This window comes from Cellvibrio sp. BR, assembly GCF_000263355.1.
In the GTDB taxonomy this organism is placed as follows: Bacteria; Pseudomonadota; Gammaproteobacteria; order Pseudomonadales; family Cellvibrionaceae; genus Cellvibrio.
The window spans coordinates 399,515-414,141 of sequence record NZ_JH668201.1; the positions used below are offsets into that span (position 1 = coordinate 399,515).

12 protein-coding genes are annotated in these 14,627 nt (G+C 45.8%); all 12 read left to right on the forward strand.

The window, feature by feature from the left end:
* Positions 1-318: 318 nt before the first annotated feature.
* The 12 genes from gyrA (at position 319) to ihfB (ending at position 14,465) form a co-directional block, all read left to right on the forward strand.
* Positions 319-2,973, forward strand: a complete 2,655-nt coding sequence (gyrA, locus tag O59_RS06980) for a DNA gyrase subunit A (RefSeq protein ID WP_007640948.1) — start codon at positions 319-321, stop codon at positions 2,971-2,973.
* Between the two features lie 15 nt (positions 2,974-2,988).
* Positions 2,989-4,098: a prephenate dehydratase gene (gene pheA / locus O59_RS06985; protein WP_007640950.1), complete on the forward strand. Its 1,110-nt coding sequence runs from the start codon at positions 2,989-2,991 to the stop codon at positions 4,096-4,098.
* A 6-nt stretch (positions 4,099-4,104) separates the two neighbouring features.
* A complete protein-coding gene (locus O59_RS06990; protein ID WP_007640952.1) occupies positions 4,105-5,019 on the forward strand; it encodes a prephenate dehydrogenase/arogenate dehydrogenase family protein in 915 nt (304 codons plus the stop codon).
* A gap of 138 nt (positions 5,020-5,157) precedes the next feature.
* Entirely contained in the window at positions 5,158-6,066 is a 909-nt protein-coding gene (gene cysD / locus O59_RS06995) for a sulfate adenylyltransferase subunit CysD (RefSeq protein WP_007640954.1), read from the forward strand.
* 70 nt (positions 6,067-6,136) lie between these two features.
* The gene (cysN, locus tag O59_RS07000; RefSeq protein WP_007640956.1) at positions 6,137-7,558 is read left to right on the forward strand and encodes a sulfate adenylyltransferase subunit CysN; all 1,422 of its coding nucleotides are present in this window, start codon (positions 6,137-6,139) and stop codon (positions 7,556-7,558) included.
* Between the two features lie 208 nt (positions 7,559-7,766).
* Positions 7,767-8,081, forward strand: coding sequence for a ComEA family DNA-binding protein (locus O59_RS22190; protein WP_007640957.1), 315 nt, complete (start codon positions 7,767-7,769; stop codon positions 8,079-8,081).
* A 111-nt stretch (positions 8,082-8,192) separates the two neighbouring features.
* Positions 8,193-8,900, forward strand: coding sequence for an orotidine-5'-phosphate decarboxylase (pyrF, locus tag O59_RS07010; RefSeq protein WP_007640958.1), 708 nt, complete (start codon positions 8,193-8,195; stop codon positions 8,898-8,900).
* 30 nt (positions 8,901-8,930) lie between these two features.
* Positions 8,931-9,608, forward strand: coding sequence for a (d)CMP kinase (gene cmk, locus O59_RS07015; protein ID WP_040391675.1), 678 nt, complete (start codon positions 8,931-8,933; stop codon positions 9,606-9,608).
* 139 nt (positions 9,609-9,747) lie between these two features.
* Positions 9,748-11,100: a phosphomannomutase/phosphoglucomutase gene (locus O59_RS07020; RefSeq protein ID WP_007640964.1), complete on the forward strand. Its 1,353-nt coding sequence runs from the start codon at positions 9,748-9,750 to the stop codon at positions 11,098-11,100.
* Positions 11,101-11,125: 25 nt separating this feature from the next.
* Positions 11,126-12,019, forward strand: a complete 894-nt coding sequence (galU, locus tag O59_RS07025) for a UTP--glucose-1-phosphate uridylyltransferase GalU (RefSeq protein WP_007640965.1) — start codon at positions 11,126-11,128, stop codon at positions 12,017-12,019.
* A 351-nt stretch (positions 12,020-12,370) separates the two neighbouring features.
* The gene (rpsA, locus tag O59_RS07030; protein ID WP_007640966.1) at positions 12,371-14,050 is read left to right on the forward strand and encodes a 30S ribosomal protein S1; all 1,680 of its coding nucleotides are present in this window, start codon (positions 12,371-12,373) and stop codon (positions 14,048-14,050) included.
* Between the two features lie 124 nt (positions 14,051-14,174).
* A complete protein-coding gene (gene ihfB / locus O59_RS07035) occupies positions 14,175-14,465 on the forward strand; it encodes an integration host factor subunit beta (RefSeq protein WP_007640967.1) in 291 nt (96 codons plus the stop codon).
* Positions 14,466-14,627 lie beyond the last annotated feature (162 nt).

Sequence of the window (14,627 nt, forward strand, 5' to 3'; positions counted from 1 at the left end):
CTCAGTATACTGCAAAGGCCGGTTGCATCTATGGCTCATTTAGGTGATCGCCTGCGCGCTGACTGATTTGGATGCAACAGAGAAAAACTCGTGGAATTTCATAGGGAAAGGAAATGGCCAGAGTGCCTATCTGTTGGATTTTATGCTACCATCGCGCCCCTGAAATAAGCGTTAGGCGCATTTTTAGCCAGCCCGCTACTAGGGTAGCTGTTTTTGCTTTTAACCGATTTAGCGCCGTAATAGAACCCATACGTCGAATTACCCGCTACCAGCAATCACCATAACCAAAGCTTTAATAAAAAGGAAAGCTGTCATCCCATGGTCGAATTCGCCAAAGAAATATCACCAGTAAGTATCGAAGACGAACTCAAACAGTCCTACCTTGATTACGCCATGAGTGTAATCGTAGGCCGCGCCTTGCCCGATGTGCGCGATGGTTTGAAGCCCGTGCATCGTCGCGTGCTGTTTGCGATGAGCGAACTTAACAATGATTGGAATAAGCCTTACAAAAAATCTGCCCGTGTGGTGGGTGACGTAATCGGTAAATACCATCCACATGGTGATACCGCTGTATACGACACCATCGTCCGTATGGCTCAGCCGTTTTCGTTGCGTTATATGCTGGTTGATGGTCAGGGTAACTTCGGCTCGGTCGATGGCGACCGCGCAGCGGCCATGCGTTACACCGAAATCCGTATGGCAAAAATTGCCCACGATCTGTTAGCGGATTTGGATAAAGAAACTGTCGATTTCGTGCCTAACTATGACGGCACCGAGCAAATCCCGGCAGTTATGCCGACCCGTATTCCCAACCTGTTGGTTAATGGCTCCTCGGGTATCGCTGTAGGTATGGCGACCAATATCCCGCCGCACAATTTAAAAGAAGTTGTGCAGGGCTGCCTCGAACTGATCAATAACCCGGATATCACCATCGATGAACTGATGGAATTTATCCCGGGGCCAGATTTTCCAACGGGCGCCATCATCAATGGCCGTGCAGGCATTGTGCAGGCTTATCGCACTGGCCGCGGCAGTATTATCGTGCGCGCCAAAGCAGAAATTGAGCGCGATGAAAAAACCGGCCGCGAAACGATTCTGATCCATGAGATTCCCTACCAATTAAACAAGGCGCGCCTGATTGAGCGTATCGCCGAGTTAGTAAAAGAAAAGAAAATCGAAGGTATTAGCGAGCTGCGCGATGAGTCTGACAAAGACGGTATGCGTATCGTTATCGAGGTGAAGAAAAGCGAAGCAGCTGATGTGTTGCTCAACAACCTTTATTCACAAACCCAGTTGCAAACCACCTTCGGTGTCAACATTGTTGCGCTGGATGATGGCCAGCCAAAAATCCTTAACCTCAAGCAACTACTTGAGGCGTTTGTTAAGCATCGCCGCGAAGTGGTTACTCGTCGCACGGTGTACTTGCTGCGTAAAGCGCGCGAGCGCGGCCATATCCTGGAAGGTTTGGCGGTTGCCATTTCCAATATTGATGAAGTCATTGCGCTGATTAAAAACTCAGCGTCGCCTGCTGAAGCAAAAGACAGTTTGATGGGGCGTGGCTGGAATGCCGCTGAGATGGCTCCTTACCTTGAGCGCGCCGGTGAAGATGCTTGCCGTCCGGAAGATTTGGGTGCTGAGTTCGGCATGCGCGATGGACATTATTATTTGTCAGCCGCACAAGCGCAGGCGATTCTCGAATTGCGCCTACATCGTTTGACCGGTATGGAGCACGACAAGCTGCTTGCTGAATATGACGAAAAATTAATCCAGATTGCAGAGTTCCTCGAAATCCTTGGCAATGCCTTGCGTTTAATGGAAGTTATCCGTGAAGAATTAACGCAAGTTATTAATGACTATGGCGATAAGCGTCGTACCGAAATTGTTGCTTCAACGCTCGATTTAACCACTGAAGATCTGATCAATGTTGAAGATCGCGTGGTGACAATTTCTCATGGTGGTTATGCGAAGAGCCAGCCGCTTGATGATTATCAGGCGCAGCGTCGCGGCGGTATGGGTAAATCTGCAACTGCGGTAAAAGATGAAGATTATGTGCAGCACTTATTGATCGCCAGCACTCACGATACCGTGCTGTTGTTTACTAACGCCGGTAAAGTGTATTGGCTGAAGGTTTACATGATTCCTGTCGCTGGTCGCCAGTCACGTGGCCGTCCAGTTATCAATTTGTTGCCATCATTGGAAGAGGGCGAGCACATTACCTCGATCTTGCCGGTGAAATCTTACGATGACGACAAGTTTATTTTCATGACCACGGCTAATGGTACCGTGAAGAAAACCGCGCTCACTCAATTCTCGCGTCAGCGCAGCGTCGGTTTGCGTGCGATTGAATTGGATGAAGGCGATACGTTGGTTGGCACTGCTATCACCAACGGTTCATGCGATGTAATCCTGTTCTCCAGTTCTGGTAAGGCGGCACGCTTCCGCGAATCGCAAGTGCGTGCGATGGGGCGCACCTCGCGTGGCGTACGCGGTATTCGTTTAGCCGAAGGTCAGCGCGTAGTGGGTATGGTTATCCCGATGGAAAATGGCCAAGTATTAACCGTGAGTGAAAACGGTTATGGCAAACGCACTGAAGTGGGCGAGTTCCCGGCCAAAGGTCGCGGCTCGCAAGGTGTTATCGGTATGCAAACTACTGAGCGTAACGGCCAGTTGGTTGGTGCAGTGCAGGTGTTTGATGGCGAGGAAATTATGTTGATTTCCGACCAGGGCACCATGGTTCGCACCCGTGTTGATGAAGTCTCTGTGCTGAGCCGTAATACCCAAGGTGTGCGCCTGATTAAATTGAAAGAAGGCGAGCGCATGCAAGGCTTGGAGCGCATCGAAGAAAGTGCTGATGAAAATGCCAAGCGCGAGCTTGCCCGTGCAGAAGGTGACGATACCGAAGTATTGGCTGATGACGGCGTTGCTGATGAGGTGATTGATGACACCTCCACCGATGAATCAGCTGATGAATAATTGGCGAATTTAACTATGTCAATCGAACAAACCGAAGCTGAAAAATTATCCGCGTTGCGCATCAAGATTGATGCCATCGATGAAGAAATAGGTCGCCTTATTTCTGCGCGCGCAGAGTGCGCGCAGGAAGTTGCTGATGTTAAAAAGGCCAGTCTTCCTGCAGATGCGGATATTCTTTTTTATCGCCCGGAGCGTGAAGCACAGGTGTTACGCAAGGCAATGGAGCGCAATAACGGGCCGCTAAGTAATGAAGAAATGGCTCGTTTGTTCCGTGAAATTATGTCTGCCTGTTTGGCACTGGAAAACCCAATCAAAGTTGCATATTTGGGGCCTGAGGGCACATTCACCCAGCAGGCAGCGTTAAAACATTTTGGCCATTCAGCAGTGGCGATGCCTTTTTCCGCGATTGATGAAGTATTTCGTGAAGTGGAAGCAGGTGCAGTCAACTATGGTGTTGTGCCTGTAGAGAATTCGACCGAAGGCGTAGTTAATCACACCCTTGATAATTTTATGGGTTCTAACCTGAAAATTTGTGGTGAGGTAGAGTTGCGTATTCATCACAACTTAATGGTGTCTGACGTTACCAATACCAATAGTATTTCCAGGATCTATTCCCATTCACAATCATTAGCGCAATGCCGCAAGTGGTTGGATGCACACTATCCAAAAGCGGAACGTATTGCCGTTAATAGTAATGCCGAGGCCGCAAAACGCCTGAAGGGTGAATGGAACGCTGCTGCTATTGCTGGTTCTATGGCGGCTGAGTTATATGGCCTGAAAATGATTGCGGAAAAAATTGAGGATCAGCCCGATAACTCGACGCGTTTCCTTATTATCGGCAAGCAATCTGTACCGCAGAGTGGTGTAGATAAAACTTCCATTGTGGTTGCTATGCGCAATGAGCCTGGCGCACTGCATAACTTGTTGGAGCCATTTCACCGTCACAACATCGATCTGACTCGCGTAGAGACCCGGCCATCGCGTACTGGCGCATGGACTTATGTCTTTTTTATTGATTTTGTAGGTCATGTTGATGAACCGCTTATTAGCGATGTGATGAAAGAGGTTGCCAGCCGCTGCGCTGATTTGAAGTTGCTTGGCTCATATCCTAAAGCGGTTTTGTAATTCGTTATGTCACAGCCTCTGATCAATAAATTTGTTGTTGTTGGTATCGGTTTAATTGGCGGTAGTCTTGCAGCCGGTTTAAAACAACGCGGTGCTTGTACTGAAGTTATTGGTATCGCCCGCAAGGCTGACACTTGTAGTCAAGCAGTTGCATGCGGTGTGGTTGATCGAGCCTATATGTCATTGGGTGATATCGCCGGTGAGTTGGGGGCAGGCGATATTATTTTTATCTCGGTACCTACTTTATCCGTTACTACAGTGTTGCAAGAGATCAAGGAATTTATATCACCTGAGGTAACCATTACCGATGGTGCCAGTGTCAAAGGAAGTGTCCAGCGCGCAGCTGAGCAAGTCTTTGGCTTCATGCCTTCCCAGTTTGTTCTGGGGCATCCCATTGCAGGCTCTGAAAAAAGTGGTGTTACCGCCGCAAACCCTAATCTTTATGAGAATCACCGAGTTATTCTCACGCCGTTTGCAAATACCAATGCTCAGGATTTGGCCTTGGTATCTGCTATGTGGCAAGCCGTGGGGGCAGAAGTATTAACCATGTCGGTGGAAGAGCATGATGAGGTTTTGGGCGCGACTAGTCATCTCCCTCATGTAATCGCTTACTCATTGGTTGACACCTTGGCACAGGATATTCATAACCCCAATATCTTTCGTTATGCCGCAGGCGGTTTTCGCGACTTCACCCGGATTGCCTCCAGTGATCCGATTATGTGGCACGATATTATGCGCGCGAATAAAACGGCGATTTTGCAATCAATGGATTTGTTTATCGACAACCTCTCTCGGTTGCGCAGTAGTATTGAGCATGAAGATAGTGATTATTTACTGAAAGTATTCAGTCGCGCCAAAGAGGCTCGTGATGAATTTACTTTGATGCTTGCTCAGCGTCAGGCGCCAACTAAAAAGGACTAGTTTGCTGCTCCCAAACTATCAGGAATAACCTTAGAAACAATTAGTCATTAAATCTTGCGTTTCGGCTCTATATAATCGCTGCTGTTTTTCAAACACTCGTTTGATTGCCAACGCTGAACTCACTCTGGTAACTATTGAATGTCAAACTACAACTTGACTCACCTCAAGCAGCTTGAAGCTGAAAGTATTCATATCATCCGCGAAGTGGCTGCTGAATTTGATAAGCCGGTTATGCTGTATTCCGTGGGTAAAGATTCCGCGGTGATGATGCACCTAACGATGAAGGCATTCTTCCCTGGCAAGCCTCCATTCCCCATGCTACATGTGGATACCACTTGGAAATTCCGCGAAATGATTGAGTTTCGCGATCAGCGCATCAAGGAGTTGGGCTGGGATTTGATTGTCCACATCAATCAAGAAGGTGTTGATATGGGAGTTGGGCCCTTTACTCACGGTAGCGCCAAGCATACTGATGTGATGAAAACCCAAGGCTTAAAACAAGCGCTAAACAAATACGGTTTTGACGCCGCTTTTGGTGGTGCCAGGCGCGATGAAGAAAAATCTCGCGCTAAAGAGCGCGTGTATTCGTTCCGCGATAAAAATCATCGCTGGGATCCCAAAAATCAGCGCCCAGAGTTGTGGAATATTTATAACGGCCGTGTAGATAAAGGTGAAAGTATCCGTGTGTTCCCTTTATCAAATTGGACTGAATTGGATATTTGGCAATACATTCATTTGGAGAATATCCCGATTGTGCCTTTGTACTTTGCCGCAAAGCGCCCAGTAGTTGAGCGCGATGGTACATTGATCATGGTTGATGACGACCGTATGCCGATTGGTCCGGATGATAAGGTTGAGGAAAAGATGGTACGTTTCCGCACATTGGGTTGCTACCCCTTAACAGGTGCTGTTGAGTCAGAGGCAACCACCTTGCCGGAAATTATTCAAGAGATGCTGTTAACAACAACCTCTGAGCGTCAGGGGCGAGTAATTGATCACGATAGTTCGGGGTCGATGGAAAAGAAAAAGCAGGAAGGTTATTTTTAATCTGCGTGTCATCCATATCGCATGAAAACTTTCTGAATTACTGAATTTTACTGATACGAAAGAGATTCCTATGAGTCATCAGTCTGACCTGATTGCACAAGATATTAATGCTTATCTTGCTCAACATGAACAAAAAGAATTACTGCGCTTTCTTACGTGCGGTAGCGTTGATGATGGTAAAAGTACACTGATTGGTCGCTTGCTCCACGACTCAAAAATGATTTACGAAGATCAACTAGAAGCTATACGCTCTGATAGTGTGAAGCATGGAACCACTGGCGAAAAAATCGACTTGGCGTTACTAGTTGATGGTTTGCAAGCCGAGCGCGAGCAGGGCATTACTATTGATGTGGCTTATCGCTATTTTTCCACCGCCAAACGTAAATTTATCATTGCCGATACGCCTGGTCATGAACAATACACGCGCAACATGGCAACGGGGGCGTCCACTTGTGATCTTGCTATTATTTTGATTGATGCACGTTATGGAGTGGTTACGCAAACTCGTCGTCACAGTTACATCGCTTCATTACTTGGCATTAAGCACATTGTTGTTGCCGTTAACAAAATGGATTTAATGAATTTTGATCAGGCTGTGTTTGAAAAAATTAAGCAGGATTATTTTGATTTCTCAGCCAAGTTGGGTATGAGCAATGTCATGTTTGTGCCTATCTCTGCATTGGATGGCGATAACGTAGTTAATCGCTCCGAAAGAGCCCCTTGGTACCAAGGGCAGACATTGATGGAAATTTTTGAAACGGTACCGATTGCCGGTGATAAAAATTATTCAGATTTCCGTTTTCCTGTACAGTATGTTAACCGCCCCAATCTGGATTTCCGCGGCTTTTGTGGCAATGTTGCCTCTGGTGTTGTCAAAGTTGGCGATGAAATTCGTGTGTTGCCCTCAGGCAAAACAAGCTATGTAAAATCTATTGTGACCTATGATGGTGAGTTACAGGAAGCATTTACTGGTCAGGCGGTAACATTGACACTCACGACTGAGGTTGATGTAAGTCGGGGTGATATGTTGGTGTTGGCTAAGGATTTGGTACCTCAGTCAAACCATCTTAAAGCACATATTGTTTGGATGGCAGAAAAAACTGCGCAGGCAAACTCAGAATACCTGTTTAAATTTGCGAGCAAAATCGTGAGTGGTGTTATTGAGTCCATCGATTATCGAATTGATGTGAATACGCAGGAGCATTCACATATTGAGCAGTTGCAGCTCAATGATATTGCAGTTGTTGATCTGGTGCTAACCCAGCCTGTTGTTGCCGATAAATACAGCAATAACCGAGCGACAGGTGCTTTTATTGTTATTGATCGCTTAACAAATATCACTGTTGGGGCAGGTATGGTTGTTGAGCAGTTGACTGCTACAGCGCAGGCCACAGAATCCTACAGTGAATTTGAAATCGAATTGAATGCATTAATTCGCAAACACTTCCCTCATTGGGGGGCGGCGGATTTAAAATCATTAATCGGTAGATAATGTTTTAAGTGGAATCTGATCGCGGTCGATGAAAAGCCCCACTTGTTGGGGCTTTTTTTGCGATTAAGTTCCGCTTTTATAATTTTGTCGGCAATGTCTCACATCATTCTTGGTTGATATCTGCTGTTCAGTAAGTTTTTAATTATTTATCTTAGCTGCACGCATCAGTTGTGATGTGGTATGACAATTAACGTTAAAAGGAGTTTTCATGAAATACATTGTGTCTTTTCTGTCGGTTTTGATCTTGGGGTTGGCTTCCACATTTGCAGTTGCTGCCGAGTCTGTATCTACTCCTTCACCAACTGCCAAAGCTGAAGTTGTTGCTAAGCAAGGTGCTATTAATATCAATACCGCTGATGTGCTTGAACTGACCAAGCTGAAGGGTATAGGTGTTAAAAAAGCAGAGGCTATTGTGGCTTGGCGTACAGCGAATGGCGATTTTAAAAGTGTTGACCAGTTATTAGAGGTAAAAGGTATAGGTGAAGCAACCTTGATGCAAAATCGTGAAAATATCCGTATATAAACTCAGCTTGTTCCCTGTATTACGGGGTAACCGATGAAGTTTGCGGTATTTTTTGTTTTAATAGGAGCCCAGCTTTCATGCTGGGCTTTTTATTGTCGACGAGGTTTATAAATGTCCGTTTTCGGTCCAAGAATTGTAGTTGCGATGGATTTTGATAATGCCGAACAGTGCATTGCTATGGCTAAGCGACTATCGCCAGGGGATTGCCGTTTAAAGGTTGGCAAGGAGCTATTCACAGCTTGTGGCCCTCGCATCATTGAGCAGTTAATGTCGCTTGGATTTGAGGTGTTTCTTGATCTTAAATTTCACGATATCCCCAATACGACTGCAAAAGCAGTGAAGGCTGCGGCTGGATTGGGTGTGTGGATGGTGAATGTTCATGCCTCAGGTGGCGAGCGAATGATGATGGCGGCGCGTGAAATTCTGGAGCAGGGTCCGGGTAAGCGTCCTTTACTGATTGCTGTGACTGTTTTGACCAGCATGGACGCCAGTGACTTGACCGGAATTGGAATCAACAGCTCACCAGAAGAGCATGTAATGAGGCTTGCAAAGCTGACTCATCGTTGTGGTCTTGATGGTGTGGTTTGCTCCGCACAGGAATCCAGCCTAATGCGTGCCAATTTTGGTTCAGATTTTTGCTTGGTAACTCCCGGTATTCGTTTGGAATCTTCACCTGCTGATGATCAGCGCAGAACCTTAACTCCCTCAGCAGCTATCGCTTCCGGAAGCAGCTATTTGGTTATTGGTCGGCCTATTACCCAGTCCGTCGATCCGGTTGCCACCTGTCGATCAATCATTCAAACACTACATAATACTTAATTGTTCGTATTCACTATTACAGGCTTTCTAATGAGTGCATCTTTACCGGTTGTAATTACTATTGATGGTCCGAGCGGTGCGGGAAAAGGGACCCTGAGTCAAATGTTGGCTGCGCATACCGGCTACCACCTGTTGGACAGCGGTGCTCTTTATCGGCTCGTTGCTCTTGCTGCGCTGAATAGTGATGCTGATTTAAATGATGAGCAACAAATCGTACAAATAGCCTCAACGCTTGATGTTGTATTTCAAGTTGATAGTCATGGCACTCGTATTTTGTTAGCAGGTTTAGATGTTACCGCTGCGATTCGCCAAGAATCTGTAAGCATGTGCGCCTCCCAAATTGCTGCATATCCTGCCGTGCGTTCTGCATTACTTGAGCGCCAGCGGGAGTTTGCAACTCTTCCCGGGTTGATAGCTGATGGCAGAGATATGGGAACAACGGTCTTTCCTAAGGCACAAGCAAAGATTTTTCTCACTGCTAGTGCGGAGGCTAGGGCAGAGCGCCGCTACCAGCAGTTGATTGCCAAAGGGGAATCTGTCGATATGGGCTCGTTGATCAAAGATATCAAAGAGCGTGACGAGCGCGATTCCAATCGCACCGTGTCACCACTTCGACCTGCTGTTGATGCTGTTGTGATTGACAGTACATCAATGACTATTGATCAGGTTTTCGTCAAGATGCTGGCAGTTATTGGGCGGGACCTTTAATTGGTTGATCTTGTGTCAACAAACAGTAAGAATGTGCTATTAAATTAATGACAGCTCCTTGAAGAGTGAGTTTGTATAAAAATATTTTCAAAACACAAGCAGTGGGCTCCTGAAATATTCTATTTAAGTGAGATTCAGAATGCCCCTAACTTGTTTCAAAGCTTATGATATCCGCGGAAAACTGGGTGATGAGCTCAATGAAGACATCGCCTATCGCATAGGTCGTGCTTACGCACAGTTTTTAAAGCCGCGCTCGGTGGTTGTTGGTGGTGATGTTAGGCTTACCAGCTCTGCATTGAAAGTTGCATTGAGTAATGGTTTACGCGACGAAGGTGTGGATGTTATCGACCTGGGTATAACGGGGACAGAAGAGGTCTATTTCGCGACTAGTCATTTACAGGTTGATGGCGGAATAGAAGTTACCGCTAGCCATAATCCCATTGATTACAACGGGATGAAGTTGGTTCGAGAAAACTCAATACCTATCAGTGGGGATACTGGTCTCAATAAGATCCAGCGTCTAGCGGAAGAAAATAGTTTTGCGTCTTCTGATTCTGTTGTGCGTGGTACTTTGTGTCACGCCAGTGTTTTGGATGATTACGTGCGACATCTTCTTGGGTATGTTGATGTTTCGCAATTAAAGCCCCTGCGTTTGGTGGTGAATGCAGGTAACGGTGTTGCTGGGCATGTGATTGATGCTTTGGAAGAATTCCTACCTTTCGAATTCATTAAAATTAATCACGAAGCAGACGGAACGTTTCCGAATGGAATTCCTAATCCGTTGCTGGTGGAGAATCGAGCCTCTACCGCTGAGGCTGTAATTGCTCATAAGGCGGATATGGGTATTGCGTGGGATGGCGATTTTGATCGTTGTTTTTTATTTGATGAAAAGGGGGTGTTTACTGAGGGGTACTATATCGTCGGGCTGCTTGCAGAGGCTTTTTTAACTAAGCATCCGGGTGCCAAGATTATCCATGATCCTCGCTTAACCTGGAACACTCAAGATATTGCGAAACAAAATTCAGGGTGTGCTATTCAATCAAAAACGGGGCACGCGTTTATCAAAGAGCGCATGCGCTCAGAAGATGCCATTTATGGTGGCGAAATGAGTGCGCACCATTATTTCAAAGATTTTTTCTATTGCGATAGTGGGATTATTCCTTGGTTGTTGGTTTGTGAGCTTATATCACGCAAGGAGCAACCTTTATCTCATATGCTTAGGGCTAGAATTGAAAAATTTCCGGCACCGGGCGAAATAAATTGCAGCGTGAAAAACCCTCAAAAAGCAATTGAAAATGTTTATGAGCATTATAAGGAAGAGGTCCGTCATGTTGATAGGACAGATGGTATTAGTCTTGAGTTTGATAACTGGCGATTTAATTTACGCATGTCAAATACTGAGCCGGTAGTGCGCCTGAATCTGGAAAGCCGCTCCGATAAAAGTCTGCTCCAGAAAAAAACAACAGAAATACTTAATTTACTCAACAGTTAAAAATACACTTTTCAAGGATAATTCTATGCAAGTAAAAAAAGCGGTTATTCCTGTTGCGGGTCTTGGTACGCGAATGCTGCCTGCAACCAAGGCAATTCCCAAGGAAATGTTGCCGGTGGTAGACAAGCCCCTCATACAGTATGTAATCGAAGAGGCTGCCGCTGCAGGGATTAAAGAAATTGTACTGGTAACGCATGCAAGTAAAAATGCAATTGAAAACCATTTTGACACCAGCTTTGAGTTGGAGGCTCAGCTGGAAGCGCGCCTTAAACGCTCATTGTTGGCCGAGGTTCGTTCTATAACACCACCAGGATTAACGGTTATTTCTGTTCGCCAGGCAGAAGCTAAAGGCTTGGGGCATGCAATACTTTGTGCTAAATCCGTGGTTGGTGATGAGCCGTTTGCTGTGCTTTTACCTGACGTACTTGTTGATAACGCAGAGTGCAACCTAAAACAAGATAACCTTGCCGGCATGACCCGTCGTTTTCAGGAGACTGGATTTAGTCAGATTTTGGTTGAGCAGGTTCCTCATGATCAGGTAGATAAATACGGCGTGGTTGATTGTTCTGGTGTGGATATTCCTGCAGGAAAGACGGCTGCAATACGTGCAATGGTTGAAAAGCCCCCCGTTGATGATGCTCCCTCGAATATGGCAATTGTTGGTCGCTATGTGCTTTCTCGAACCGTATGGGATTTGTTGGCTAAGACTATGCCGGGTGCAGGCGGAGAAATTCAACTTACCGATGCACTGGATACCTTGCTGGAGCTTGAAACAGTTGAGGCTTATCAATTGATTGGCCGCAGCCATGATTGTGGAACCAAGCTGGGTTATTTAGCAGCAAATGTTATCTACGGTGAGCGCCATATTGAAGTTGGCACTAAATTCAAAGCTTTCTTGTCTGATCGTTATAAAAAATAATTACCTCGATGTGTTTTTTTGCATGCAGCAGAGGCATAACTTAGCCTACTGCTGCATTGCAAACTATTTGCCAGTTCCCTCGTTTATTCCGTGCCAACAACCTTTTGCTGGCTCTGTCCTTCCTAAGCTGTTGATATATAAAGCGCATTCTGCTAGGCTCTTGCACCTGCTAAATTTACGCTTTGTTGATTTTGATCATCCATAGTTTTTCTTAGCAGCAGTGAAGGTTGTCAAGCCCAGCCTGAGGGGACTTTCACTTTACTTTAACTGACCCGCGTGACTGGCCGTGCGGAAAAGGTAGGGCGTGTTGTTAACGTCTGTACCTCTAAATCCATAGGTAATACGATGAGTATGAACGAAAGTTTTGCTGAATTATTTGAAGAGAGTTTAAAGACAGTTGATATGGTGCCAGGCACCATCGTTACCGGTGTAGTAATCGATATCGACAAAGATTGGGTTACCGTACACGCAGGCTTGAAGTCTGAAGGTGTTATCCCCGCAGAACAATTCCGTAACGAGCTGGGTGAGTTGAATCTCCAGATCGGTGACGAAGTACAAGTAGCGCTGGAAAGTGTTGAAGATGGTTTCGGTGAAACCAAGCTTTCACGCGAAAAAGCTAAACGCGCTGAAGCGTGGAAAATTCTTGAAGCGGCTCATGTTGCTGAAGAAGTTATTAAAGGTGTTATCAACGGTAAGGTTAAGGGTGGTTTCACTGTTGATGTTGCCGGTATTCGTGCCTTCCTTCCCGGTTCATTGGTGGATGTTCGCCCTGTACGCGAAACTACTCATCTCGAAGGCAAAGAGCTGGAATTCAAAGTTATCAAGCTCGATCAAAAGCGCAACAACGTAGTTGTTTCTCGCCGTGCGGTGTTGGAGCAAGCTAATTCTGTTGAGCGTGACGAGCTGCTTGCTACCTTGCAAGAAGGTCAAGCTGTTAAAGGTATCGTTAAAAACCTTACCGACTACGGCGCATTCGTTGACTTGGGCGGTGTTGATGGTCTGTTGCACATCACTGACATGGCGTGGAAGCGTATCAAGCATCCAGGTGAGATCGTAAACGTTGGTGATGAAATAGACGTTAAGGTATTGAAGTTTGATCGTGAGCGTAACCGTGTATCGCTCGGCCTGAAGCAATTGGGTGAAGATCCCTGGATACAAATCACCAAGCGTTATCCGGAAGGCGCTCGTGTGAAAGCAAAAGTAACCAATTTGACTGATTACGGTTGCTTCGCAGAGTTGGAAGAGGGTGTTGAAGGTTTGATCCACGTTTCAGAAATGGACTGGACTAACAAGAACATTCATCCTTCAAAAGTTGTTCAATTGGGCGACGAAATCGAAGTTATGGTATTGGATATCGACGAAGAGCGTCGTCGTATCTCTCTCGGTCTGAAACAATGCCAAGAGAATCCATGGGATGCATTTGCTCGTACTTGTGCCAAAGGTGACAAGATCAGCGGCAAGATCAAGTCAATCACTGACTTCGGTATCTTCATCGGTTTGGATGGTGGTATTGATGGTTTGGTTCACTTGTCAGACATCTCCTGGCATGAAGCTGGTGAAGAAGCTGTTCGCAAGTACAAGAAAGGCGATGAGTTGGAAACTGTGGTATTGGCCATCGATCCAGAGCGCGAGCGCATTTCTTTGGGTATCAAACAACTTGAAACTGACCCATTCTCAGAATATGTTTCTGTAAATGATAAGGGTGCTGTTGTTAAAGGTATCGTTAAAGAAGTTGAAGCCAAAGCTGCAGTAATCACCTTGGCAGATGACGTTGAAGCTGTTCTTAAGGCCTCTGAATTGAGTCGCGAGAAAGTGGAAGACGCGCGTAACTTGCTCAAAGTGGGTGACGAAGTTGAAGCCAAGATTATTGCTGTAGATCGCAAAAATCGTAGCATCAGCTTGTCGGTGAAGTCTAAAGATGTTGAAGAAGAAAAGACTGCTATGAAAGAGCTTTCAAGCAAGCAATCTGATCAAGCTTCTCCAACTACCTTGGGTGATCTGATTAAAGCGCAAATGCAAAGCAAAGAGTAATTTTTGCTTGTGAATAATGGCCAGCATTGCTGGCCATTATTTTTTGTTGGTGGTTTACATGAGCTCAGGCTCAGCTATGATTGGTTGTGTTGCTTGAACGTTGGCCAATAACAGAGAGCAGGTTATGACAAAGTCAGAATTAATTGAATACATTACCGAAAAGCAAAATCAGTTGACCATCAAAGATGTTGAAATGTCGGTAAAGTTATTGCTTGATTACATGTCAGATATTCTGGCATCGGGCGAGCGCATCGAAATCCGTGGTTTTGGCAGTTTTTCGCTCCATTATCGAGCCCCTAGAACAGGTCGTAATCCTAAAACTGGTGAGACTGTTGTGCTTGAGGGGAAGTATGTCCCTCATTTCAAGCCTGGCAAAGAAATGCGTGATCGCGTTAACGAGAGTATTAATAGATAGTTTTTCGTCGAATTTGGGTTTGGTTTAATTAATCTTTTATCTTGACGGAAGATTGCGATAATCTCCTGCTTCCTGCTTCCTGCTTCCTGCTTCCTGCTTCCTGCTTCCTGCTTCCTGCTTCCTGCTTCCTGCTTCCTGCTTCCTGCTTCCTGCTTCCTGCTT

What these genes read in the sequence shown, in the direction of transcription:
- gyrA (WP_007640948.1), top strand. Translation starts at nt 319, where the DNA reads ATGGTCGAATTCGCCAAAGAAATATCACCAGTAAGTATCGAAGACGAA.
- pheA (WP_007640950.1), top strand. Translation starts at nt 2,989, where the DNA reads ATGTCAATCGAACAAACCGAAGCTGAAAAATTATCCGCGTTGCGCATC.
- O59_RS06990 (WP_007640952.1), top strand. Translation starts at nt 4,105, where the DNA reads ATGTCACAGCCTCTGATCAATAAATTTGTTGTTGTTGGTATCGGTTTA.
- cysD (WP_007640954.1), top strand. Translation starts at nt 5,158, where the DNA reads ATGTCAAACTACAACTTGACTCACCTCAAGCAGCTTGAAGCTGAAAGT.
- cysN (WP_007640956.1), top strand. Translation starts at nt 6,137, where the DNA reads ATGAGTCATCAGTCTGACCTGATTGCACAAGATATTAATGCTTATCTT.
- O59_RS22190 (WP_007640957.1), top strand. Translation starts at nt 7,767, where the DNA reads ATGAAATACATTGTGTCTTTTCTGTCGGTTTTGATCTTGGGGTTGGCT.
- pyrF (WP_007640958.1), top strand. Translation starts at nt 8,193, where the DNA reads ATGTCCGTTTTCGGTCCAAGAATTGTAGTTGCGATGGATTTTGATAAT.
- cmk (WP_040391675.1), top strand. Translation starts at nt 8,931, where the DNA reads ATGAGTGCATCTTTACCGGTTGTAATTACTATTGATGGTCCGAGCGGT.
- O59_RS07020 (WP_007640964.1), top strand. Translation starts at nt 9,748, where the DNA reads ATGCCCCTAACTTGTTTCAAAGCTTATGATATCCGCGGAAAACTGGGT.
- galU (WP_007640965.1), top strand. Translation starts at nt 11,126, where the DNA reads ATGCAAGTAAAAAAAGCGGTTATTCCTGTTGCGGGTCTTGGTACGCGA.
- rpsA (WP_007640966.1), top strand. Translation starts at nt 12,371, where the DNA reads ATGAACGAAAGTTTTGCTGAATTATTTGAAGAGAGTTTAAAGACAGTT.
- ihfB (WP_007640967.1), top strand. Translation starts at nt 14,175, where the DNA reads ATGACAAAGTCAGAATTAATTGAATACATTACCGAAAAGCAAAATCAG.